At 50.6% G+C, this 21,340-nt stretch carries 16 protein-coding genes; 6 read left to right on the top strand and 10 right to left on the bottom strand.

Features of this window, described 5'->3' with window-relative positions; genetic code table 11:
• Nucleotides 1–6 precede the first annotated feature (6 nt).
• Nucleotides 7–864, top strand: coding sequence for an ABC transporter ATP-binding protein (locus tag EHSB41UT_RS14150; RefSeq protein ID WP_087110948.1), 858 nt, complete (start codon nt 7–9; stop codon nt 862–864).
• 44 nt (nt 865–908) lie between these two features.
• On the opposite strand, the gene EHSB41UT_RS14145 is transcribed toward EHSB41UT_RS14150, so the two are convergent.
• The 4 genes from EHSB41UT_RS14145 to ubiD form a co-directional block, all read right to left on the bottom strand.
• Nucleotides 909–2,102, bottom strand: coding sequence for an MFS transporter (locus EHSB41UT_RS14145; RefSeq protein WP_207626647.1), 1,194 nt, complete (start codon nt 2,100–2,102; stop codon nt 909–911).
• A gap of 102 nt (nt 2,103–2,204) precedes the next feature.
• Nucleotides 2,205–2,933 (bottom strand): hypothetical protein, encoded by a 729-nt coding sequence (locus tag EHSB41UT_RS14140; RefSeq protein ID WP_087110947.1) that lies wholly within the window; start codon nt 2,931–2,933, stop codon nt 2,205–2,207.
• Between the two features lie 71 nt (nt 2,934–3,004).
• Nucleotides 3,005–4,705, bottom strand: coding sequence for a hypothetical protein (locus EHSB41UT_RS14135; RefSeq protein WP_087110945.1), 1,701 nt, complete (start codon nt 4,703–4,705; stop codon nt 3,005–3,007).
• Between the two features lie 123 nt (nt 4,706–4,828).
• The gene (gene ubiD / locus EHSB41UT_RS14130) at nt 4,829–6,295 is read right to left on the bottom strand and encodes a 4-hydroxy-3-polyprenylbenzoate decarboxylase (RefSeq protein ID WP_087110943.1); all 1,467 of its coding nucleotides are present in this window, start codon (nt 6,293–6,295) and stop codon (nt 4,829–4,831) included.
• Nucleotides 6,296–6,442: 147 nt separating this feature from the next.
• Between ubiD and EHSB41UT_RS14125 the strand changes: the two genes are divergently transcribed.
• Nucleotides 6,443–7,222, top strand: coding sequence for a class I SAM-dependent methyltransferase (locus EHSB41UT_RS14125; protein WP_087110941.1), 780 nt, complete (start codon nt 6,443–6,445; stop codon nt 7,220–7,222).
• Between the two features lie 84 nt (nt 7,223–7,306).
• On the opposite strand, the gene rho is transcribed toward EHSB41UT_RS14125, so the two are convergent.
• The gene (gene rho, locus EHSB41UT_RS14120; protein ID WP_087110939.1) at nt 7,307–8,566 is read right to left on the bottom strand and encodes a transcription termination factor Rho; all 1,260 of its coding nucleotides are present in this window, start codon (nt 8,564–8,566) and stop codon (nt 7,307–7,309) included.
• A 464-nt stretch (nt 8,567–9,030) separates the two neighbouring features.
• A complete protein-coding gene (gene trxA / locus EHSB41UT_RS14115; protein WP_087110937.1) occupies nt 9,031–9,354 on the bottom strand; it encodes a thioredoxin TrxA in 324 nt (107 codons plus the stop codon).
• A gap of 223 nt (nt 9,355–9,577) precedes the next feature.
• On the opposite strand from trxA, the gene ppx reads away from it, so the two are divergent.
• The gene (gene ppx, locus EHSB41UT_RS14110) at nt 9,578–11,080 is read left to right on the top strand and encodes an exopolyphosphatase (RefSeq protein WP_087110935.1); all 1,503 of its coding nucleotides are present in this window, start codon (nt 9,578–9,580) and stop codon (nt 11,078–11,080) included.
• Nucleotides 11,081–11,082: 2 nt separating this feature from the next.
• On the opposite strand, the gene EHSB41UT_RS14105 is transcribed toward ppx, so the two are convergent.
• A complete protein-coding gene (locus EHSB41UT_RS14105) occupies nt 11,083–12,489 on the bottom strand; it encodes an MFS transporter (RefSeq protein WP_087110933.1) in 1,407 nt (468 codons plus the stop codon).
• 160 nt (nt 12,490–12,649) lie between these two features.
• Between EHSB41UT_RS14105 and rep the strand changes: the two genes are divergently transcribed.
• The 3 genes from rep (at nt 12,650) to EHSB41UT_RS14090 (ending at nt 17,236) form a co-directional block, all read left to right on the top strand.
• Nucleotides 12,650–14,656, top strand: coding sequence for a DNA helicase Rep (rep, locus tag EHSB41UT_RS14100; RefSeq protein WP_087110931.1), 2,007 nt, complete (start codon nt 12,650–12,652; stop codon nt 14,654–14,656).
• Between the two features lie 70 nt (nt 14,657–14,726).
• On the top strand, nt 14,727–15,929 hold the full coding sequence (locus EHSB41UT_RS14095) for a DUF4922 domain-containing protein (protein WP_133060521.1): 1,203 nt from the start codon (nt 14,727–14,729) through the stop codon (nt 15,927–15,929).
• 68 nt (nt 15,930–15,997) lie between these two features.
• Nucleotides 15,998–17,236, top strand: coding sequence for a protein kinase domain-containing protein (locus EHSB41UT_RS14090; RefSeq protein ID WP_087110927.1), 1,239 nt, complete (start codon nt 15,998–16,000; stop codon nt 17,234–17,236).
• A 68-nt stretch (nt 17,237–17,304) separates the two neighbouring features.
• Here the strand turns inward: EHSB41UT_RS14090 and EHSB41UT_RS14085 are convergent, their stop codons facing one another.
• From EHSB41UT_RS14085 to EHSB41UT_RS14075, 3 genes are all read right to left on the bottom strand, one after another.
• The gene (locus EHSB41UT_RS14085) at nt 17,305–18,714 is read right to left on the bottom strand and encodes an APC family permease (protein ID WP_087110925.1); all 1,410 of its coding nucleotides are present in this window, start codon (nt 18,712–18,714) and stop codon (nt 17,305–17,307) included.
• Between the two features lie 142 nt (nt 18,715–18,856).
• Nucleotides 18,857–19,711, bottom strand: coding sequence for an RNA polymerase sigma factor RpoH (rpoH, locus tag EHSB41UT_RS14080; protein ID WP_087110923.1), 855 nt, complete (start codon nt 19,709–19,711; stop codon nt 18,857–18,859).
• Between the two features lie 146 nt (nt 19,712–19,857).
• Nucleotides 19,858–21,309, bottom strand: coding sequence for a hypothetical protein (locus tag EHSB41UT_RS14075; protein ID WP_133060520.1), 1,452 nt, complete (start codon nt 21,307–21,309; stop codon nt 19,858–19,860).
• Between the last annotated feature and the right edge of the window lie 31 nt (nt 21,310–21,340).

Raw genomic sequence — 21,340 nt, 5'->3', positions numbered from 1 at the left:
TTGACCATGAGTTTTATTCTGAATATCGACCATGTGGATATGGAGTTTCCAACACCCACTGGCCCATTTACAGCTCTGAAGGATGTTAGCCTAAATATTGCCAAAGGGGAGTTTATCTCCCTGATTGGTCATTCTGGCTGTGGCAAATCCACAGTTCTGAATATTGTTGCTGGCCTGCACCAAGCAACCAAAGGTGGTGTGGTATTGAACGGCAAAGAAGTCACGGAGCCCGGACCTGAAAGGGCTGTTGTGTTCCAGAACCACTCTCTGCTGCCCTGGCTGTCGGCCTATGAGAATGTCGAGCTGGCGGTGCAACAGGTGTTCGGAAAGACCAAAAGCAAACAGGAAACCCGGGAGTGGATTGAGTACAACCTGCAACTGGTGCATATGGACCATGCCATGGATAAACGACCCGGTGAGATTTCCGGCGGTATGAAACAGCGGGTTGGTATCGCCAGAGCACTCGCCATGCAGCCAGATGTTCTGTTAATGGATGAACCCTTTGGCGCACTGGATGCACTGACCCGCGCCCATATGCAGGATTCCCTGATGGAGATTCAGAACGAACTAAACAACACCGTGATTATGATTACTCACGATGTTGATGAAGCCGTTCTGCTCTCCGACCGCATTGTGATGATGACTAACGGCCCGGCGGCGACCGTGGGTGAAATTCTTGAGGTTAACCTTGAGCGCCCACGTAATCGTCTGGCACTGGCGGATGACCCGGAATACAACCGCCTGCGTTCCGAAGTTCTGAAATTTTTGTATGAAAAGCAGCGTAAGGTTGAGCCTTTGCGCGGGCAAAAAGATGCAGAGAAAACCAAACCGCAGAAAACACCAGAGAAAACCGCAGCAGCCTGATGGTGGTACAAAAGAGGCTGCAAACGCAGCCTCTTTGATGAACACTATGCTGCAGATTTAACAGCAACAGGTTGATCCGGCTCATCAATCTCCAGCGGCCCTTTAACCAGATCACGATTGATAAACTGGCTGGCAACCAGACTGCCAAAAGCCATAGCGGCGCCCATATAGAAAACCAGTGACGGATTCACCAGCCAGACCAGACCAAAAGCGGCCGGGATAAACACGGCAGCAATATGGTTGATGGTAAAGCTGACCCCAGCGCTGGAGGCAATATCACCCGGGTTGGCAATCTTGTGGAAGTAGGTCTTGATGGCAATCGCCATGGCAAAGAACAGGTGATCCACGATATAAAGCACTGCCGCCATCTCTGCGCTGTCTACCAGCCCATAGCCGACAAATACACAGATCAAGCCCAGATACTCAATGGTCAGAATCTTTTGCTCACCTATCTGACCGATCCAGCGCCCAATAGCTGGTGCAATAAAGAAGTTGATCAGATGGTTAAGCATGTAAAGCAGAGTAATTTCTGAAACGTCATAACCAAACTTCTCAACCATCAGGAAGCCGGCAAAGACGACAAAGATCTGACGACGGGCACCGGACAGGAATGTCAGCAGGTAAAACAGGGAATAACGCTTACGCAAAACCAGATGCTTTCTCTGCGTAGAGTTCTGATCAAAGCGTGGCATAAAGATCGCCAGATACAGGCACAGCAGCAGTCCGATTCCGCCGTTGATGATATACATCACCATGTAATCCAGTTTGAGTACGGTAAAGCCGAGCCATACCAGACCAAATGCCCCTAATGCGGCAACGGATTTAATCGATAACAGTTTCCCCAGCATGGCTGGCGCTTCGGCTTTGGAAAACCACTGCAGGGAGAGTGACTGGTTCAGAGTCTCAAAATAATGGAAACCGATCGACATCAGCACCGTCGTGGCATAAAGCCCGTACATGGTGGGAAACAGGCCAGTGATGGTGACACCGATCGAAAGCAGAGCAAGACTGATCAGAGCAAATGTCTGCTCCTTTAACACCAGCAACACAAAAACAGCGGTAAAGGCCAGAAACCCTGGAATCTCCCGCAAGGATTGCAGCATCCCAATCTTGGCACCATCAAAACTCGCCATCTCGATAGCGAAGTTATTCAGCATCGCATTCCAGCTGGAAAAGCACAGCGTCATGATGATCGATGAGATGGCCAGAAAGCCGAAAGGCGATTTCCATTTATTCATTAAAAGTATCTATCCACGCGTGCAGAGTTTCCTCTGCCATAAAAATATAACCACAGCCAAAGCTGTGGTTATCAATCTTCCGTTAAACCGCCGCGTACCTTTTTATTTTCTTGGGCAATAGGCAAACACGTCGGAGTGAACATGCGCTTCCGGGATACCGGCTTCCACCAAGGCATCCAGTGTTGCATAAACCATTTCCGGTGAACCACTGATGTAGAAATGCGCGCTCATCAGTTCGGCAATATCTTCAAGTACAGCCTGATACAACAGACCATGACGACCTTCCCAGTCCGTTTCCGCATCACGATCACTCACCACAGGGTGATAGTGAATACCTTTTTCACTGGCCCAGTAAATAGGCAGACTCGGCATATAAAAGCCGGTCGGGTTGCGGCTGCCCCAGTACAGATGCACAGGATGAGGACAACCGTTCATAAAGCTGTACTCAATCATGGCTTTCATCTGGGCAAAGCCCGTGCCGGCTGCGATAAATACCAGCGGGTTATCCGAGCAGCTGTCGATGAAGCAATCCCCTTTCGGGATATTGATATTCACTGTCTCGGAGGCCTGGAGATAGTCCACCACTTCGCGGGCACGCTCATGGCCGGGGAAGCACTGGATATGTAGCTCCAGAGAGAGCCCATCCGTTGCCGCAGAAGCAATGGAGTAGGCGCATGGGTATCCGGTTGGCATAACCACTTCAAGATATTGGCCGGCATTCCAGAACATGGGCTGGCCGTCGGCAGGCACCAGAATGACCTGATAGATATCACCAGAGATATTACTGAGCCGCTCAACTTTCACGGTTCTCTGTACTGCTTGATCAGACACCTGACCCCCTGCGTTCTTTGAGTATCTGGTGAATGTTAACGAGCAATCCCCCCGGCAGGCAAATTAAGAGTTTATAACTTCCGGTGTTTTCTCTTCTTTTTCTCTGAGAGTAGACGCTTTGATGAACCAGCCTCGCTATGAGCGGCATCTGTCTTGAATTGTTTACGACGGGATTCCGGGCTGAACCTCCTGCGCTCATTGGAACTAGTCGACTTACGCGTCAGTCGCCCATAAATGGTATGTGAGATCTCGGGACGAGACTTCCTCAGCACCCAATAATCCACGTACCATTTTGCCGCATCAAAAACGGAAAAGAATATTCCTTCATAAGAGCCTTTGAGCAGGCAATTCCGTAAATCAGGATATTCCTGAATGTCACACTTCAGCAGATCCTGCAGCAAGTGATGTTCGCCCTTCTCCAGCAGGGAATAAATCAGGTAGTTGGCTTCAAATATTTTTTGAATATTTTGCCCGCTGACTGCCTGAAATATTTCCTGCAGACCAATCTTCATACCGGCAAACTTGCCAGGCTCATGAATATCCTGATCCACAAAGGGGCGATCGTTGACCTGCTTTTGATGGAGTTCCAGAAAAGAGAGACTCCAGGGATAGGTATCACAGATTTCTTCCGTATCTTCAAAAGGGTCATCAATCCGTTTGATAACTCTGAGCATCTGATTGAAACCATTTATAAACAGGTAGTCGTCGTTTGAGAGAACATCTCTTGCAGCCCGGCGCATAAAACCCAGCCGGGGGGACACAACCTTTTCATCAAGGTTTAAAAAATAGTCCCGCATGTTTTTTGGCAGACGGTTAAGCAGCCGGCCATGATAAAAGTCATGCCAGTGGGTACATGATCCCATCCAGTAACCATCCGGGGTTATCATTGAGCGCAGCTTAGGATGCCAAAGGGCAAACGGGTGCTCATCCTGCTTACGCAGATCCCGAAGAGCCTTAAAATCTCCGAAGCCAAAGCAGGGCATGATAAGAACAGGGTCAGTCTTACCATGAGCTTTAGCGGCTGCCGCTGACAGGGATAGGATGCGAAGTTGTGAACCCGATCGCTTCATCAGTTCCGGCGCATCCCGGCAGAATATAAAGATGGCTGTTGCTGCACTGAATTTGCGGGCATCGGGATGCTCGTAGGATCGCCCATCCAAAATTTCGTCTTTGGTTTTCACCGGATCAAATCCAGCAGAGAAATGTCCCTGCAATTCGCACGTATAGCTGCATTGATCAAGGTTCCACAGGCCGGGCTGAACATGGGAAGAGCTTTGAATCTCGATAGATTCTGCGTAGGTTTCCGCCCCGCCAAAATAACGGGTACACATCAGCAGGTTTAACGTCAGGTAGTGGTAGCACTCCAGAAACTGTCTGTCTGTTAAACGCTCATTGCGCCAGGCCCAATACAGAAGATCACAGGTATCAGGATCGCTATACAGCGCACTCTCCAAACCTTCCCGCACCAGCTGATCAAACACCGGTTGCCAGCGAGCATGATCATTGGCGATAGCTTCAAGGTAAGCCTTTTCATCAGGCTTCACGAAGTGATGTAAACGACTTAGGTTCAGCTGATCATCAACCGTTACACACTGTCTTGTGCTGACAGGCTTTGGGCTGGGTTTGCTCGATGATGGAAATGTATCTGCTGCCGATAGAGAGGGATCGGTTGGCACCTGTGATATAACCGGCGAGTCGCAGGTTTCCACTTCTATATAAGAGGCCACTACGTCTGTCTGGTCAAAGGCTACAAGTGATTGGGCAGAATCCATTGCCGGATACCTGAATAGAATAATTCAGGCTAATTGAAACGGATTTTCTCAAGCGTTCGCCTATCAAGGGTGTCAGCCCTGCTAACAAACAGGGCTGAGGTTCAGGAGCTGTCTCAGGAGCTGTCAGTCGATGCCCAGTTCATCCCAAATGGAATCAACCTTTTGCTTCACTTCATCGGTCATGACGATAGGTTTACCCCACTCCCGATCAGTCTCCCCCTGCCACTTGTTAGTGGCATCGAAACCAACCTTGGAACCGAGTCCTGCTACCGGCGATGCAAAGTCCAGATAGTCGATCGGGGTGCTTTCAATAAACACAGAGTCTCGCTTCGGGTCCATCCGAGTGGTCATGGCCCAGATCACATCATTCCAGTCCCGGGCGTTCACATCGTCATCACAGACAATCACGAACTTGGTGTACATAAACTGTCGCAGGAATGACCAGACGCCCAGCATCACCCGTTTGGCATGGCCCGGATACTCTTTACGCATGGTGACCACAGCCATCCGGTAAGAGCAGCCTTCCGGCGGCAGGTAGAAATCTACAATCTCCGGGAACTGCTTCTGCAGGATCGGCACAAACACTTCGTTCAGTGCCACACCCAGCATAGCGGGCTCATCCGGTGGACGACCGGTATAAGTGCTGTGGTAGATCGGGTCTTTACGATACGTCATACACTCCACGGTAAACACCGGAAAGCTTTCTACTTCATTGTAGTAACCGGTATGGTCGCCATAAGGACCTTCTTCGGCAAAGTCATTCGGGTAGATATAACCTTCCAGCACAATCTCGGCACTGGCCGGTACCTGCAGATCAGTAATCAGACCTTTGGTCAGTTCAGTACGGGAGCCGCGGAGCAAACCGGCAAAGGCATATTCCGACAGCGCATCCGGAACCGGCGTCACTGCTCCCAGAATGGTGGCCGGATCTGCGCCCAAAGCCACAGCAACCGGGAAGGGTTCACCCGGATGTTGCTCCTGCCAGTCGCGCAAATCCAGAGCGCCACCACGATGGGAGAGCCAGCGCATAATCAGGCGATTCGGCCCGAGTAGCTGCTGACGATAAATTCCGAGATTCTGGCGTTCTTTTAACGGCCCTTTGGTGATAACCAGCGGCCAGGTGACCAGTGGTGCCACATCTTCCGGCCAGCAGTGCTGAATCGGCAGTTTGGTCAGATCAACCTCATCACCTTTGAGAACCACTTCCTGGCAAGGCGCGTTGCGAACATTCTTTGGCCCCATACTCAGGACCTTCTTGAAGATCGGCAGTTTCTCCAGCGCATCCCTGAAACCCTTGGGAGGATCAGGCTCCTTGAGATAGGCCATCAACTTACCGACATCCCGCAGAGCGTCGGTATTATCCTGTCCCATCCCCAAAGCCACACGCCGTGGCGTACCAAACAGATTGGCCAGCAGCGGGATGTCTGAGCCCTTCACATTCTCGAATAACAGGGCCGGTCCGCCTTTGCGGAGGGTGCGGTCGCTGATCTCGGTAATTTCAAGATAAGGATCAACTTCCTGCTTTATTCGTTTTAGCTCGCCCAGCTTTTCCAGCTGGTCGATAAAGTCCCGCAAGTCCCGGTATTTCATTCGTAACTCTTTATGGTCTGACGGCGCAGATATCATATCTGTAAATACCCTCAGAGCGAAGCCGCTCCCGCGAGGGCCTGTCTATACTGCCATCCATACAACTACAACCAACCACAACAACCAGCACGCGGGTAGTATGGAGTCAGCATGAATATTCAGGATCTTCTCGTTTACCGATCCTCTTCCCCCGTTAAACATCAGGCCGGTATGGCCTTTGACGGCACCAATGTACTTTTGGATCACTGGATTGCCAGCTGGGATACCAAAAAACCTCTGCTGGATATCGGTTGCGGAAACTGTAACAACGCGATTGCTGCTGCTCAGCAGGGAGCCAAAGTGCTGGCGGGAGAAATGTCTCATCAGACCATCGCCAGCCTGGAGCAGGAACACGGTCACGAGAACAACCTGAGCTTCCATTACGTGAAACTTCCGGATGAGGTTCCTTTTATGGAGGAAAGTATTTCCGGAGTTTTATGCTCAGAGGTCCTGCACTTTCTGACCCATGACGAGGTACTGGGCACACTCAGCGAAGTTCACCGGATATTGAAACCTGAAGGCACCATGGTCGTATGTTGTGGCAGTGAAGACGCCAAAGCCTTACAGAAGACAGGGTTTGTTGAGGCACAAGAAAAGAAAAGAGAAAAAGAGCCTGATCACCTTCATCATATAGATGACATCCTTTCTCTGATGGAAAAAGGCCTGCGTTCGTACAAACTGCCAGCGGATGATATTCAGGAAGGTATTGAGTTTTATCGTTCCCTGATGCCGCACTCCCGATTTAACCTGTTTAATAAACACCAATTAGCAGAAACGTTTGAGAAGAACGGATTTAAAGTTGAACACCTGCAATCAGGGCCCGCTCCACATTATCCAATGTGGGATCATGGTGATCACGATCAAATCCGAATCATTGCTAAAAAAATTTAAAAACAATAAAACTGTTTAACATTGAACAGACACTAATAAAAAAGCCCTGAAAAAATCAGGGCTTTTTTAATTTCCATAAAACGCTTATTTACGCTTCATAGACTGGAAGAATTCATTGTTGGTCTTGGTATGCTTCATACGATCCAACAGGAATTCAACTGCTGCGATTTCATCCATAGGATGCAGCAGCTTGCGCAGAATCCACATGCGCTGCAGTTCTTCTTCAGTAGTCAGAAGATCTTCACGACGGGTACCGGACTTGTTGATATTCATGGCCGGGAACACACGCTTTTCAGCGATACGACGATCAAGGTGCAGTTCCATGTTACCGGTGCCCTTGAATTCCTCGAAGATAACTTCATCCATCTTGGAACCGGTATCAACCAGAGCGGTTGCCAGGATGGTCAGGCTGCCGCCTTCTTCAATGTTACGGGCCGCACCGAAGAAACGCTTTGGACGTTCCAGGGCGTGTGCATCCACACCACCGGTCAGAACCTTACCGGAGGAAGGAATAACGGTGTTGTAGGCACGAGCCAGACGGGTGATGGAATCCAGCAGGATCACTACATCTTTCTTGTGTTCAACCAGACGCTTGGCCTTTTCCAGAACCATTTCCGCAACCTGTACGTGACGGGCAGGTGGTTCGTCGAAGGTGGAAGCCACAACTTCACCGCGCACAGAGCGGGACATCTCTGTTACTTCTTCCGGACGTTCGTCGATCAGCAGAACGATCAGATGACATTCCGGATTGTTACGGGTGATGTTGGCAGCAATATTCTGCAGCATCAGGGTCTTACCCGCTTTTGGCGGGGAAACGATCAGACCACGCTGACCTTTACCAATTGGAGCAACCAGATCAATGATACGGCCGGTTAAATCTTCAGTGGCACCGTTACCCATTTCCATAACCAGACGCTGCTGAGGAAACAATGGGGTAAGGTTTTCAAAGAGAATTTTATTACGGGCGTTTTCAGGCTGGTCAAAGTTGATTTCGTTAACTTTCAGCAGGGCAAAATAACGTTCGCCTTCTTTTGGCGGTCTGATTTTGCCGGAGATGGTATCACCGGTACGCAGGTTAAATCGGCGAATCTGGCTTGGTGATACATAAATATCGTCTGGACCAGCGAGGTAGGAGCTGTCAGAGGAGCGAAGGAATCCGAAACCATCCTGGAGGATTTCCAGAACACCATCACCGTAGATATCTTCACCGCTACGGGCATGGCGCTTGAGAATGGTAAAAATAACATCCTGCTTACGAGAACGGGCAAGGTTATCTAACCCAATTTCTTCCGCGATTTTCAGGAGCTCCGGAACACTCTTTTTCTTAAGCTCGGTAAGATGCATAACTGGCCGTGTGGGTTACTTTCTGAAAGGAAATATTCTGTGGCTTTCGCTGGGAACTTCAGGCTTGAATTCGTTTTATAACTTGTAAGGTAATACTAGCCTGTAAACCTGTCCGCTGCACACCGACAGCTTCCCTCGATTTAAGTCACAGGGTATTGAATGACGACTTTCGAGAAATCTGGCGTTGCTGTTTCACGACCGAAGCCCAAAGATATTTAAAAAAAGAAGCTACGGAGTGAGGCGGTTTCTTGTAAATCTATCACTGTAAAACTGAAGCGTCCAGCATCAGTCCTGACAAAATAGTACGGAAGACAACAGGAAAGCAAGAAAAAATTGTCCTGCTTTGAGCATTATTTATTTTTTTGCAAAATCACCACAAATGACGGGATAAAACTGTTATTTCCGGACACATGTCGACACAGAACATCATAAATCAGTGCAACAAATGTCCGGAACAAACAGTCTTACAGATTGCTGTCCAGGAAAGCGGTCAGCTGAGACTTGGACAGAGCACCAACCTTGGTGGCCTCTACATTACCATTTTTGAACAACATCAGAGTTGGGATACCACGTACATTGTACTTAGGTGCGGTAGCTTCGTTTTCATCGATGTTGAGCTTGCAGACCTTCAGGCGATCCGCGTAGTCCCGGGAAATTTCATCAAGAACCGGGGCAATCATTTTGCAGGGACCACACCATTCAGCCCAGTAATCAACCAGCACTGGGGTGTCGGACTTCAGCACTTCGTCTTCAAAACTGGCATCCGTGACGTTGACGATCTCGCTCATGGAATGTGTTCCTCACGTTGCATTCGGGTTATACGGCAAGGGAGCAATCATAGCATTGTGATATTAAAGGGATAAACCCCACCTTTTTTACATCCTTCTGAGGCAGATCAATGACAAACCGATCTTATGCTCCCCTAACTCTCCCGACAGCCAGATAATCTCAACAGTGTGCAGCCCCTCTGGTATGCTAGGGACTTAAGGAGAAAGAGGACAGTAACTGGCCATGAGCCTGACGCATTCTGAACGGGTCGATGACTCACCTCTGATCGCTGCTATCGATCTTGGTTCCAATAGTTTCCACCTTATCGTGGCCCGTCTGGACCATGGCGAACTCCGCCCTGTGGAGCGCATTGGTGAAAAAGTACAACTGGCCGCCGGTCTTGATCAGGACGACAACCTGACCGAAGAAGCCATGGAACGTGGGCTGTCCTGCCTGCGCAAACTGGCACAATACTGCGCCGATATGCCTGCCAACCGCATCAAAGTTGTTGGAACTAACGCTCTACGAAAAGCGCGTAACAGCCAGGAATTTGTTCGCAGGGCCGAAAAGGTTCTCGGTCATCCCGTCGATATTATTGCCGGCCGGGAAGAAGCCCGTCTTATTTATCTGGGTGTTGCCCATACCCAATCCGACGACAGCGGCAAGCAGCTGGTTGTCGATATTGGCGGTGGTTCCACCGAATTTATTATTGGTGAGCGCTTTGAGCCGCTGCTGCTGGAAAGCCTTCATATGGGCTGCGTCACTTGGTCCCAGAAGTATTTCAAGGACGGTCTGGTAACAGCCAAACAGTTTGATGAAGCCTACTATGGCGCGCGTCTTGAGCTGCTTCACATCGAGCAAGCCTTCCGTAATCTGGGCTGGAATCATGTCACCGGCTCATCCGGTTCGATCAAGTCGATTTCCTCCATTCTTGCCCAACGCGGTGAGGATGCCATTACCCGTGAAGGGCTGCTGAGCCTGAAAGAAGAGCTGTTGCGCTTTAAGAAGATCAGCCGCATCAACTTCCCGGGCCTGAAGCCGGAACGTATCAATATATTCCCGGGTGGTCTAGCCATCCTGTGCGCCCTGTTCGACAGCCTTAAAATTGAAAAAATGGGCTTCTCCGACGGCGCGCTTCGTGAAGGCCTGCTTTACGATATGGCCGGACGAAAAAACCATGAAGATGTGCGTCAGCGTACCCTTCTGGCTATGCAGAAGCGTTATCACGTCAACACCAAATTCAGCGACAGAGTCCTTAAGAATCTCAACATCCTACTGGAAACTGCCCAGCCTGAATGGTTCCTGAGTGATGATGATTGCGACCTGGTACGCAGTGCGGCCATGGTGCAGGACGTGGGCATGGATATTTCCCATACCCAATCCCACCGTCATGGTGCCTATATTCTGAGAAATGCTGACCTGCTGGGTTTCACCAAGCGACAGCAACAGAACCTCTCCATGCTGGTGCGAGGTCATCGCCGCTCTCTTCCTCTGCAGTCTCTTTTCCAGCTACCACGGGAAGAGTGTCAGAAGCTGCTGAAGCTGATGATCCTGTTGCGTCTGGCTACGCTGCTAAGCCGCTCCAAACGTGACAAGACCCTGAGTTTTGTATTCGAGCTGGACGGGCCTTATATCACCTTTACCTTCCCTGAAGGCTGGCTGGAAGCGAACCCGCTGACTGCGGCCGACTTCGACCAGGAAAGCTCTTATATCGTTCGTGCTGGCTACCGCCTCAAGTTTGTCTAAGCTCAAACCTGTATAACACGTTCTGCAACAGGGCCATTGTTTAACGATGGCTCTGTCTTGCCTTTATCTACCGGCTGTTCATCCGGCCGAATACGGTTGTTATCCATCTGCCACAGCAGCAGTAAGATCAACACAGCCACAATCCCGATAGAGGTAATCAGCTGGAAACCACCATCCCATCCCCAGCTGTCTATCACTCCACCCAGCACCAGATTCGCCCCTGAAGCTCCAAACAAATAGCCAAACAACCCACAAAAACCAACGCAGGCAGCAACGTAGCGTCTCGGTGCAATATCGATAATGTGCACATGCAACAGCACGACACAGCCGTAAATCAGAAAACCGATAATGCCCAGCATCAGAATAGGCACGATCCAGTGTTCATCTGAACACTGCCAATAGCCCAGAAGCGCCAGCAGCACCAGCGACATATTCAGCAGATTGACCGGAACACGACGACCTTTGAATAATTTATCCGAGACATAACCACACAGCAGTGTTCCCGGTATTGCGGCAAATTCAAAGGTGGTGAACGCCCAGCTGGCAATCTCAAAGCTGACGCCGCACTTCTCGATCATGTAGAGGGGAACCCAGTCTATAACCCCAAAGCGGATGAAATAGACACACACATTCAGGATGGCCAGCAACCACAATTCCGGGAGTTTCAAACAACACGCTACAAATCCTCGCAGCCCGCTTTCCGCTTTGTCGGCCTCTTCTTCATGTTCAGTGTGATTAGCTTCTTGAGTGTCCTGCAAAGGCGGAAGACCACAGTCTTCAGGACGATCACGAATCCAGCGCCAGCAGACAAAAGCCGTCGTCAGAGCCAGTACAGCAGGGAAGAGCAGTTTGCACTGCCACCAGGAGCAAACAGCGACAGCCAGAATGGCCAAAGGCCCCAGCAACCCCGCACCGAGATTGTTCGACAGGTTCCAGAAGCTGGTTGCCCTGCCACGCTCCTCTTTCTGAAACCAGTGCGCGATGGCCTTGGCACTGGATGGCCAGCCAACGCCCTGCATCCAGCCATTTATAAACATTAAAATCAGAATCAGGATCAGCGAGCAGCTGGTTGCCGTCACCCAAACCAATCCCAGCGAAGCGCAGGCGGAAACCACCAAACAAACAGGCATGAGTCGTCTGATGCTGACTTTGTCTGCCAGAAAGCCCATAAATAAGTTACTAAGACCGTATGAAACCGTCATAACGGCCATGACCAGCCCAAGATATTGCTTACTCCACCCTTCGGCGGCCAAGTCCGGAACGACCAGGACAAAGTCTTTTCTGACGAGGTAATAGGCGGAATAACAAAGAAATACGCTGATAAGAACCTGAAGACGAATACGCGAATATTCGTTGGCCTGAGTCCGGGTATAACCCACAGGTATTTCAGGCGTTTTTTTCAGTCTCATAATTTATGGAGCAGGATTACCATGAAAAGATTGAGCGAAAAAATAGCAGACACTCACGAATGTGCGTGTTCTATTTTCTGGTCGATAGAAACACTCACTTTCAGCGAAAGCCCCTGAACCCTTACAATGCTGGTTTAACTGTTTTGGAGATTTCCCGACTGTGGCCCGACTGAATGAGCGCCAGGAAGAAGCGGTAAAATATGTCTCTGGCCCCCTTCTCGTTCTGGCTGGCGCGGGAAGTGGCAAGACCAGCGTTATTACCCAGAAAATTGCCTACCTGATTCGTGAATGCGGGCTGAAAGGTCGCAACATTGTTGCCGTAACCTTCACCAACAAAGCCGCACGGGAAATGAAGGAGCGGGTTGGTAAATTGATTGAAGGCCCTGGTGCGCGTGGGTTGACGGTTTCCACCTTCCACAACCTTGGGATGAACATTATCCGCAAGGAATACAAGACACTGGGCTTTAAACCCGGATTCTCTATCTTTGATCAGCAGGATGCCCGCGCTTTGCTGGCGGAACTGATGCACAAGCATCTGACTGATGGAGAAGACAGCATTGATGTTGTGCAGCACACCATCTCCAACTGGAAAAATGATCTGGTCTCCCCGCAGCAGGCCATGGACCGTGTGCGCAATGAGCAGGATCTGCTGGCAGCTAACGTTTACAGCGCGTATATGCGTACACTGAAAGCCTACAATGCCGTCGATTTCGATGACCTGATTCTGCTGCCGGTACAGATGTTCCGCGACCATCCTGATGTGCTGGCCCGCTGGCAGGAAAAAATTCACTACATGCTTGTGGATGAGTACCAGGACACCAACTCCAGTCAGTATCTGTTGGTGAAACAGCTGGTTGGTACCCGCGCCAAGTTCACGGTGGTAGGCGACGATGACCAGTCAATCTACGCCTGGCGTGGCGCGCGACCGGAAAACCTGATTCAACTGAATGAAGACTACCCGGCATTAAAACTGGTTAAGCTGGAACAGAACTACCGTTCCACCAGCCGTATCCTTCGCGCTGCCAACGTACTGATTGCCAACAACCCGCACGTGTTTGAAAAAAGCCTGTGGAGCCAGATGGGTGAAGGCGACGAAATTCGCGTAATCCGCACCCGCAATGAAGACAGTGAAGCCGAACGGGTGGCTACAGAGATTCTGACTCACCGACTGAGACACGATACCCACTGGCGGGATTACGCCATCCTGTATCGTGGTAATTTTCAGTCGCGTCTTCTGGAAATGAAGCTGCAGGAACACCAGATCCCCTACAAGCTCAGCGGCGGTCAGTCGTTTTTCTCCCGCGCAGAAGTCAAAGACATGATGGCTTACCTGCGGCTGCTGGTGAACCCGGATGATGACAACGCCTTCCTGCGTATTGTAAACGTGCCCCGTCGTGAGATCGGCGCCACCACTCTGGAAAAGCTGGGCACCTACGCCAACGAGCACCATGTCAGCCTCTATTCAGCCTGCCATGATGCAGCCCTCGAAGAGGTGATGGAGATGCGCTATGTGGAAAAGCTGCGCAGCTTCACCCGCTGGATGGATACGCTCTCCCGCAACAGTGAACATGATCCGATGAAAGCTGTTCACCAGCTGGTTGCCGAAAGTGATTACGAAAGCTGGATCTATCAGCAGACCAAGAGCGATGTGGTCGCTGAAAAGCGCATGGGCAACATCAACTTTCTGGTCAATTCCATCCAGAGCACCCTGGAACGTGCTGATGAAGAAGCCTCTCTGGAAGATGCCATCACCCGACTGATCCTGCGGGATATGATGGAACGCCAGGAAGAGGAAGAAGATGATGATCGTGTACAGATGCTCACTCTGCACGCGTCCAAAGGGCTGGAATATCCCAATGTCTTTATGGTGGGCATGGAAGAAGACCTGCTGCCTCATCGCACCAGCATTGAGGAAGACAATATAGAGGAAGAGCGCCGCCTGACTTACGTAGGCATCACCCGGGCTCGTGAACGGCTGGTTATGACGCTGGCTGCAACGCGTCGCCAGTACGGTGAAAACCTGGATACCACACCAAGTCGCTTCCTCGATGAGCTGCCTCAGGAAGACCTTGTCTACGAAGGCTGGGATCAGCGTTCAACCCCGGAACAGCGCTACGCCCGCGGACAGGAAGCTCTTAACGACATCCTTAAGGGCCTCGATCTGTAATAACCAATAATCGGTGCCAGAGATTTCTGGCATCTATACTCCCGCAGATCCAGCAGCGCGGGAAATCATCATGTTGAACCGGGCAGAGAAACAGCCACTATGCCTGTTCATTATTTTTTCGTTGCTGTTGCTCGGAGCTTCATGGTCATGGGGTGGTTTTAAGCCGCCCGTTGCCAGCGATCAGTCTTCGGTTCTACATGTTAAAGACAGCCAGGCCACCGTCTCTGAAAAGCTAAAGGTCATTGCATCGGCAGCCGGAGCCGCATCACCCATTGCGACAGTGGTTGAACATCTGCACAGGCTGAATACAACAAACGGCTACCTTTCCAAAGACCGCCACAAGGTTGAGACCAATAGCTTCTGGCTTGCCGAATACAACCTGCCCTGGCGCATACAGATAAATCCGTTGCGCGGCAACTATATGCCCAAGCTGCCCCGTTATCGGGAAACACTTGCCAGCCAGTGCAAGATCTGTGATCACAATATTGAATCAGAGAAAAAGCCCAACCTGCGTGCTTATGACTTCACACTGAACGACCAGAAATACTTTCTTCAGGAAAGTCCATTCCCCATGCTAAAAAATCATTTGGTACTGATTCCCCATGAACACAGCCGGATGAGAGCTGACCAGCAGAATGTGGAAGATGGGCTGGATTTTGTTTCACAAGCGCCCGAGTACACTTTTGCGTCCAACTCCTGTTATTTCTGGACGGGCTGCTCCATTCCCGGCCACCATCATTATCAGGCTTATTATTCCGGAAACGAGCAAGAGAAGCCTCTTCCCATCTATCTAGCCTCTGTCGCCCTGGACGATGAACAGCAGGAAATGATCCGTTATACCGAAGACCATGGCGTATCCCTCTCGGTTCTTCACTTTCCTGCAGCCGTTGTGCTTCTGGCGGGGGAGGACACAGAGGCGATAGCAGGTCAGGCCGGGCAACTTATTCGCACCTGGAAAAAAAAGGATCGAAACCAGAACACCGTCAATCTTCTTATACGAAAAAAGGGCGAAAGCTATGAAGTCCGGATTATTCTGAGAAGCGCTCGCTACCGCCCCCCTAAACATCTGCTTTCGATAAAAAGTGAGCCCATGGGCTGGCTGGAACTCGCAGGTATGCTGGTTATGCCACAGCCCAAAACAGAAAAAATCAGAGAGCGCCTGATCTCCGAAGGGGAAGAGACCATTCAGGATTTCATGCGTAGCATTAATCCCTTCAAGAACAGCCAGGCCATTCTGGAACTGGTTGAGAAGAGCCTGCATGACTCGCCATAGCGGCCAACTGCACAGCTATACTGAGCAAATCGGCACCACAGCATGCACAACAATGGGCGTACATAAGAATGGATTCTTCAGGCGCAACCGGCTCCAGCCCTAACAGACCTGTCCATACTGGCAGGTCTCGCAGTAAAACCAGAACAAATTCACGTACCGGACGTGAAGGCTCATTAAAAGGCTATAGAGTTTCCACCAGTCGCCAATCTTCTACTGACAGCGTTCAATCCTCCGACTCTGAATACTCAACAGACTCCAGTATCTATAAGCGTTCCATCAGCTCTGGAAGTATCTCCTCCGAGGGTTACTTCACCGGCTCCCGGCAATCCAGCGATATTTCAGACGATGAATTCGATTGGGATGACAGCGATGAAGCCCTCCTTCCACAGCCCTATACCATTCGGCAGTCTGAAGGGGAGATACCTGACACAGCCCAGGCTCAGTTTATAGAGCTCGAGGAAAGTGTTAACGATGAAGATGATCTGGACACATCTGTTCACGATGATGGCGATGATGGAGGAGCAGAGATTATTGACATCAAGGCCGGTGAACTCACTGTTTCCCTATGGCAAACCCCTGATGGAGAGCAATGGGTCGAACGCTCCCGTGCCATTCCCCTTGGTAACAAAAATATTCCTCTCATCATTCAATCGGATGCAGATGAATACAAACTGTTGAGCATTCTTGAGCATCCCAACATCGTGACGGTTCAAGGCTTTGAAGTTCGGGATTATCAGGATGAAACAGAAGTCGTTTTGATTATGGAGTTTGCCGGTAACACGATGAGTAATGTTGCCAAAGGCATTCCTGAACCGGAGCAAATGCATGTTCTTGCGAACTGGGGCGCACAGATAGCAGATACTCTTGGCTATTTTCAGACTCGAGAGGTTCTTCACAGGGATTTAAAACCCGCCAACCTGCTGATACGACCCGACTCCCAGGATATTTGCCTGATTGATTTTGGCGAAGCCGTAGACTGCGGTGAAGGGTTTCCCTCTGATTCCGCAGGCTCAGCCAAGTACGCGGCGCCGGAGACACTGGCAGGACAGGAGCAGAGTTACGCCTCAGATATGTATGGCGCAGGGCGATCGATGATTGATGCCTTAATGGATTGCGGCATCATTGATCAGTCATGGACCAGAACCTACAGCCACGGCAAAGATATTAAACTAGAGCTCAAAGCAGCATTCGCGGAGGATGAGAAAGCTAAAAGGCTGGTCAGCACAGTGGAAGCAATGGTGAGGTTTGACCCGGAAAAGCGCATTACACCAGACGCGGCCAGAGAAGCCTTTAAAGCCATTAGTTAACTCACTTCTCGCAAAGAAACGGGCAGGAAGGCCAGCGATCACCAGCCTTCCTGCTGTTGGCAAAGAAATCAGCTCTCCTGATCAAGAATCAGATAATCCATTTCCTGCTTTGGAATACTCGCCAGCTTCTTACGCTCTCCAAGATAAAAGACAGTGCCAAGCACTACCCAGACAAGGCAGGCCCACCAGCTCTCTTCCGACATAAAACCGGGGCTTCCAGGTAGGGTTAGCAGCAACAATATTCCCAACGACAGCAGCCCTCCAAACAGTGCGACTGGCTTTCGACCATCCTTCCAGGCACTGAAGCAGGTATACATATAACCAAAAGCAGTTCCCAGCGCGGCCATATCCACAACCCAAATAATAACGTTGCGGCCAAACAGCGGAGCCACCAAAGCCAGAACAACCGAGAACACAATGGCATGACGGGGAACCCGATGCTCTCCTTTCACCCGGGTAAACCAGTCTGGAAGCACTTTAGCCCGCCCCATGGAAAACAGCAGGCGGCTGGTTGCCACCATAAAGCCATTGATCCCGGTACAGATTCCCATACAGATAGCTACAGCCAGAAAGACAATCCCCGCCTTACCGACAGCGGCCTCCAAAGCAAAACCTGTGTACCAGCTGCGCTCTTCGGAAACCAGCTCCGGCCATGGAATCACAACGCCTGTCTCCAGCAGAACGGCCACATAGATCAGGGTGCCAATCACAATGGACCAGGCTATCAGTTTGCTTGCCAATGAAGGGGAGAACTTATATTCCTCTGCTGACTGAGGGATCGTATCAAAGCCAACAAACAGAAAGGGAGCAATCGCCAGCACCTTCAAGATGCCGGCCCAGGGTGCCGTATCCTGAGCAAATACAGGTTCAAGATGGCCGATCGAAGCCTGTTCTGATGTTGCGGCTCCCGCCGCAATAATAACCACTGCAATCACCAGCAAAGCCACCATATAGGTTTGCGTTTGTGATACCAGCTTTGAACCCACAAAGTTCAGAATGCCAAACAGCAAGATAGCGCCGCCTGCCATGGCCAGCTCACCAAGATAGATATCGTCATTGGCAATGCTATAGAGGTAACCCCAATTCAGTAAGTCCGGTGCAATAAACTGAACAAGAAGCGTAAGCGCTGTGGCATTCAAGGGGATAATGCTGACGTAACCTAAAGCCAGAAACCAGCCACAGGCAAAGGCATGATTACGGCCAAAGCCGTGGTACGCATAGGCAAACTCCCCGCCGGAAACGGGAAGTCTGGCAATCATATGCCCATAACTCTTGCCGATTATCAGCATCACCAATCCACCCAGGAGGATGGCCGTTGCGGCGCCCAATGGACCAGCGGTTTGCAGCATGCTGCCAGGAAGAATAAAGCAACCCCAACCAATAATGGAGCCAATAGCCAGTGCCAGCACACCGGCAGGGTTCATTGTTTTTTCCAGCGAGACTCGTTTACCAGCTGAGCCAGCGATTGTGTGGTCCATCAAATCATGTCTCTTTTCTCCAAGTACAGAAAAAAGAATAGACCGCTGTGCTTATATAACCGGGAAGCAGGTGTGCGTGGAAATGAACAGAGCAATAAAAAAGGCTGCATCAGCAGCCTCCTTAACACTCACCTGATGAAGTTCAGGCGGCGAGCACACCCTTGAGTTTTTTCAGAGCGTTTTTTTCCAACTGACGGATACGCTCAGCAGAAACATTATATTTCGCTGCCAGCTCGTGCAGAGTGGCCTTGCCTTCTTCATCCAGCCAGCGGCTTTTGAGAATATCCTGACTGCGTTCATCCAGCCCTTCCAGAGCGGACTGCAGGCGGGAGGTAGAGTCCTGATCCCAGTCGGCATCTTCAACCATCATGGATGGATCGGCAGCACGATCTTCGAGATATTGGGCAGGAGCCTGATAACTACTGTCGTCATCATCGGCATAACCGTCAAAGGCCGTGTCCTGGCCAGCCATACGGCTTTCCATTTCCTGTACGACATGCGGTTCAACACCAAGATCCTTGGCAACAGCGTTGGTCTCTTCCTGGTTCAGCCAGCCGAGACGCTTTTTACTGGAACGCAGATTGAAGAACAGTTTACGTTGGGACTTGGTCGTGGCGATCTTAACGATACGCCAGTTACGCAGAATAAATTCGTGAATCTCGGCCTTGATCCAGTGCACAGCAAAAGACACCAGACGCACACCCATCTCAGGATTAAAACGACGCACGGCTTTCATAAGCCCGACGTTACCTTCCTGGATAAGATCAGCCTGAGGGAGACCATAGCCGGAATAGCTTTTGGCGATATGAACGACAAAGCGCAGATGGGACATAACCAGCTGGCGGGCCGCTTCAAGATCGTTGTCGAAGTAAAGACGCTCGGCGAGCTCTTTTTCCTGATCAACAGACAACACAGCAATACTGCTGACAGTTTGAATGTAGGCCTCAAGATTCTGGCCTGGTGTCAGCGCATCAACCGGTTGCAGACTGGTTGCCATTAAAGGACTCCATATACTTATTCGGCGTATAGTCTATCACTATTTTTCAGAGACACTGAATAGATAAAAAAGTTCCTGAAAAGAAATTTTTTATCTCATTCTCTTTCATTCACAGTGTAACAAATGATGGGCTTTTGAGCCTGTTATTACCTGTTACTGTTCGTAGTTTGCTGGCTGCCCTGACTCAAGACGTTCGCTATTACGCCTATCTTTCCGATCATTGACCAATCCGTTACCGTCAGCAGATTTATATTATTCCGCAAAGCCCAGGCACCCATTGCACCTGTCGCAAAAACACCACCACCAACCAGCAGTTTAATCGCAGCACCGGCATAGCCCACCGTTACAAAATTCAATCCCTTGAGGACCAGCGGCGTACCAAACAAGATCGCAGCACCAACATAGCTACTGGCAAAACTGATCTGTTGTTCATTCGCCGGAGTTATAGAATGTCCAATTCCTGAAAGTACCTTACCGGTCAACTGCGCAGCTTTACCCAGCCCCTGAGCGCCCAAACCGGCCAGTGCCTGAATCGTTGCCAATGGCAACTCAATGGGCCCCAGATCCTGAAGAGCCTGCTCTGGAAGCACATAAGGCGCAACCACCGGTGCGGCAAGACCTACAACGCCACCCACAGCCAGCGCGCCGGTGGCACCTACCGAGAACGTATAAGCTGCTGCGGTTCCCAAAGCAGCCGTCGCCAGAAAGCCTTTCATCGAGGCATAGCGCATCATACTGAAGACTTTGTAATAGTAATCCGCCTGAATGGTTGTTGGGTCTACCAGCTCCAGCGTCCCGAGCCCTTTCTCGGCATAGTTGCCCAGATCAGATGGGCTGATCCGACCAATGGAACCTTTTTTATCCAGCAAGTAGATGGTTTCCTTCGCAGCCAGCTCAGCACTTTCAACCCACTGTGCCGCCTTTCTGTGACCTTCGGGGTGAGATGCGATCACCAGTCCAGAGCCACTGTGACGGAAGACCTTGTCGCCATCCTCAATCCAGGTAATACGCCTGGAGTCATTCAGCCAGCCCAGAGCCTTCAGCTGATCAAAGATCCCGTCCTGCTTGTAACTGGTGTAACCAAAGCACCAGGAGCCGATCTTTTGTGCGTCACCATCAGACTGACGAAACTGCTGGCTGTTGCTTCCGGCATTACCGGTGACTTCCAGCCCAAGGGACTGCATATCTCCATCAGCCAGCATGATAAGAGGCTTGCCCAATCCGGATTCAACATGTGCGATTCTGTGCCCCAGAAACTTCATATCCTCACGGTTGCGTAATTCGTTCGCAGTATGCCAGTGACCGATGTAACAGAGCGCAGCCTCAAAAGGAACCAAAGCCTCCTCGCTCACAACAATCGCTTCTTCCTTGGCATGGGGATTTTCCCCATATACAAAACGGTTACCAGCCTCTTCATAGGCGTAGTTTGCGCCGTAGCTGACACTCTCAGCAAAGTCATCAAATATGGTCCCAAGGCTTGGCCCCTCATCGGGAGCATCCTCAAGGGATTCGGCGTTTACAAAAGAGGTAAGACACAGGGCACTGATGGCCCCGGAAAGAACGAGTGCTTGAAAGGCTGTCTGATATGGCTTGCTCACTGTACCCAACTCCACAAATCGGAATAGATAC

This window comes from Parendozoicomonas haliclonae (genome assembly GCF_900174585.1).
Lineage (GTDB): Bacteria > Pseudomonadota > Gammaproteobacteria > Pseudomonadales > Endozoicomonadaceae > Sansalvadorimonas > Sansalvadorimonas haliclonae.
The sequence above is the reverse complement of the archived record's forward strand: the minus strand, read 5'-3'. Positions and strand labels throughout refer to the sequence as shown.

Excerpts from the sequence above, each read along its gene's own strand:
- EHSB41UT_RS14105 (WP_087110933.1), bottom strand. The coding sequence starts at position 12,489 with ATGAGACTGAAAAAAACGCCTGAAATACCTGTGGGTTATACCCGGACT.
- EHSB41UT_RS14095 (WP_133060521.1), top strand. The coding sequence starts at position 14,727 with ATGTTGAACCGGGCAGAGAAACAGCCACTATGCCTGTTCATTATTTTT.
- EHSB41UT_RS14090 (WP_087110927.1), top strand. The coding sequence starts at position 15,998 with ATGGATTCTTCAGGCGCAACCGGCTCCAGCCCTAACAGACCTGTCCAT.
- EHSB41UT_RS14150 (WP_087110948.1), top strand. The coding sequence starts at position 7 with ATGAGTTTTATTCTGAATATCGACCATGTGGATATGGAGTTTCCAACA.
- EHSB41UT_RS14125 (WP_087110941.1), top strand. The coding sequence starts at position 6,443 with ATGAATATTCAGGATCTTCTCGTTTACCGATCCTCTTCCCCCGTTAAA.
- rpoH (WP_087110923.1), bottom strand. The coding sequence starts at position 19,711 with ATGGCAACCAGTCTGCAACCGGTTGATGCGCTGACACCAGGCCAGAAT.
- EHSB41UT_RS14135 (WP_087110945.1), bottom strand. The coding sequence starts at position 4,705 with ATGGATTCTGCCCAATCACTTGTAGCCTTTGACCAGACAGACGTAGTG.
- EHSB41UT_RS14145 (WP_207626647.1), bottom strand. The coding sequence starts at position 2,102 with ATGAATAAATGGAAATCGCCTTTCGGCTTTCTGGCCATCTCATCGATC.
- ubiD (WP_087110943.1), bottom strand. The coding sequence starts at position 6,295 with ATGAAATACCGGGACTTGCGGGACTTTATCGACCAGCTGGAAAAGCTG.
- EHSB41UT_RS14085 (WP_087110925.1), bottom strand. The coding sequence starts at position 18,714 with ATGGACCACACAATCGCTGGCTCAGCTGGTAAACGAGTCTCGCTGGAA.
- rho (WP_087110939.1), bottom strand. The coding sequence starts at position 8,566 with ATGCATCTTACCGAGCTTAAGAAAAAGAGTGTTCCGGAGCTCCTGAAA.
- trxA (WP_087110937.1), bottom strand. The coding sequence starts at position 9,354 with ATGAGCGAGATCGTCAACGTCACGGATGCCAGTTTTGAAGACGAAGTG.
- ppx (WP_087110935.1), top strand. The coding sequence starts at position 9,578 with ATGAGCCTGACGCATTCTGAACGGGTCGATGACTCACCTCTGATCGCT.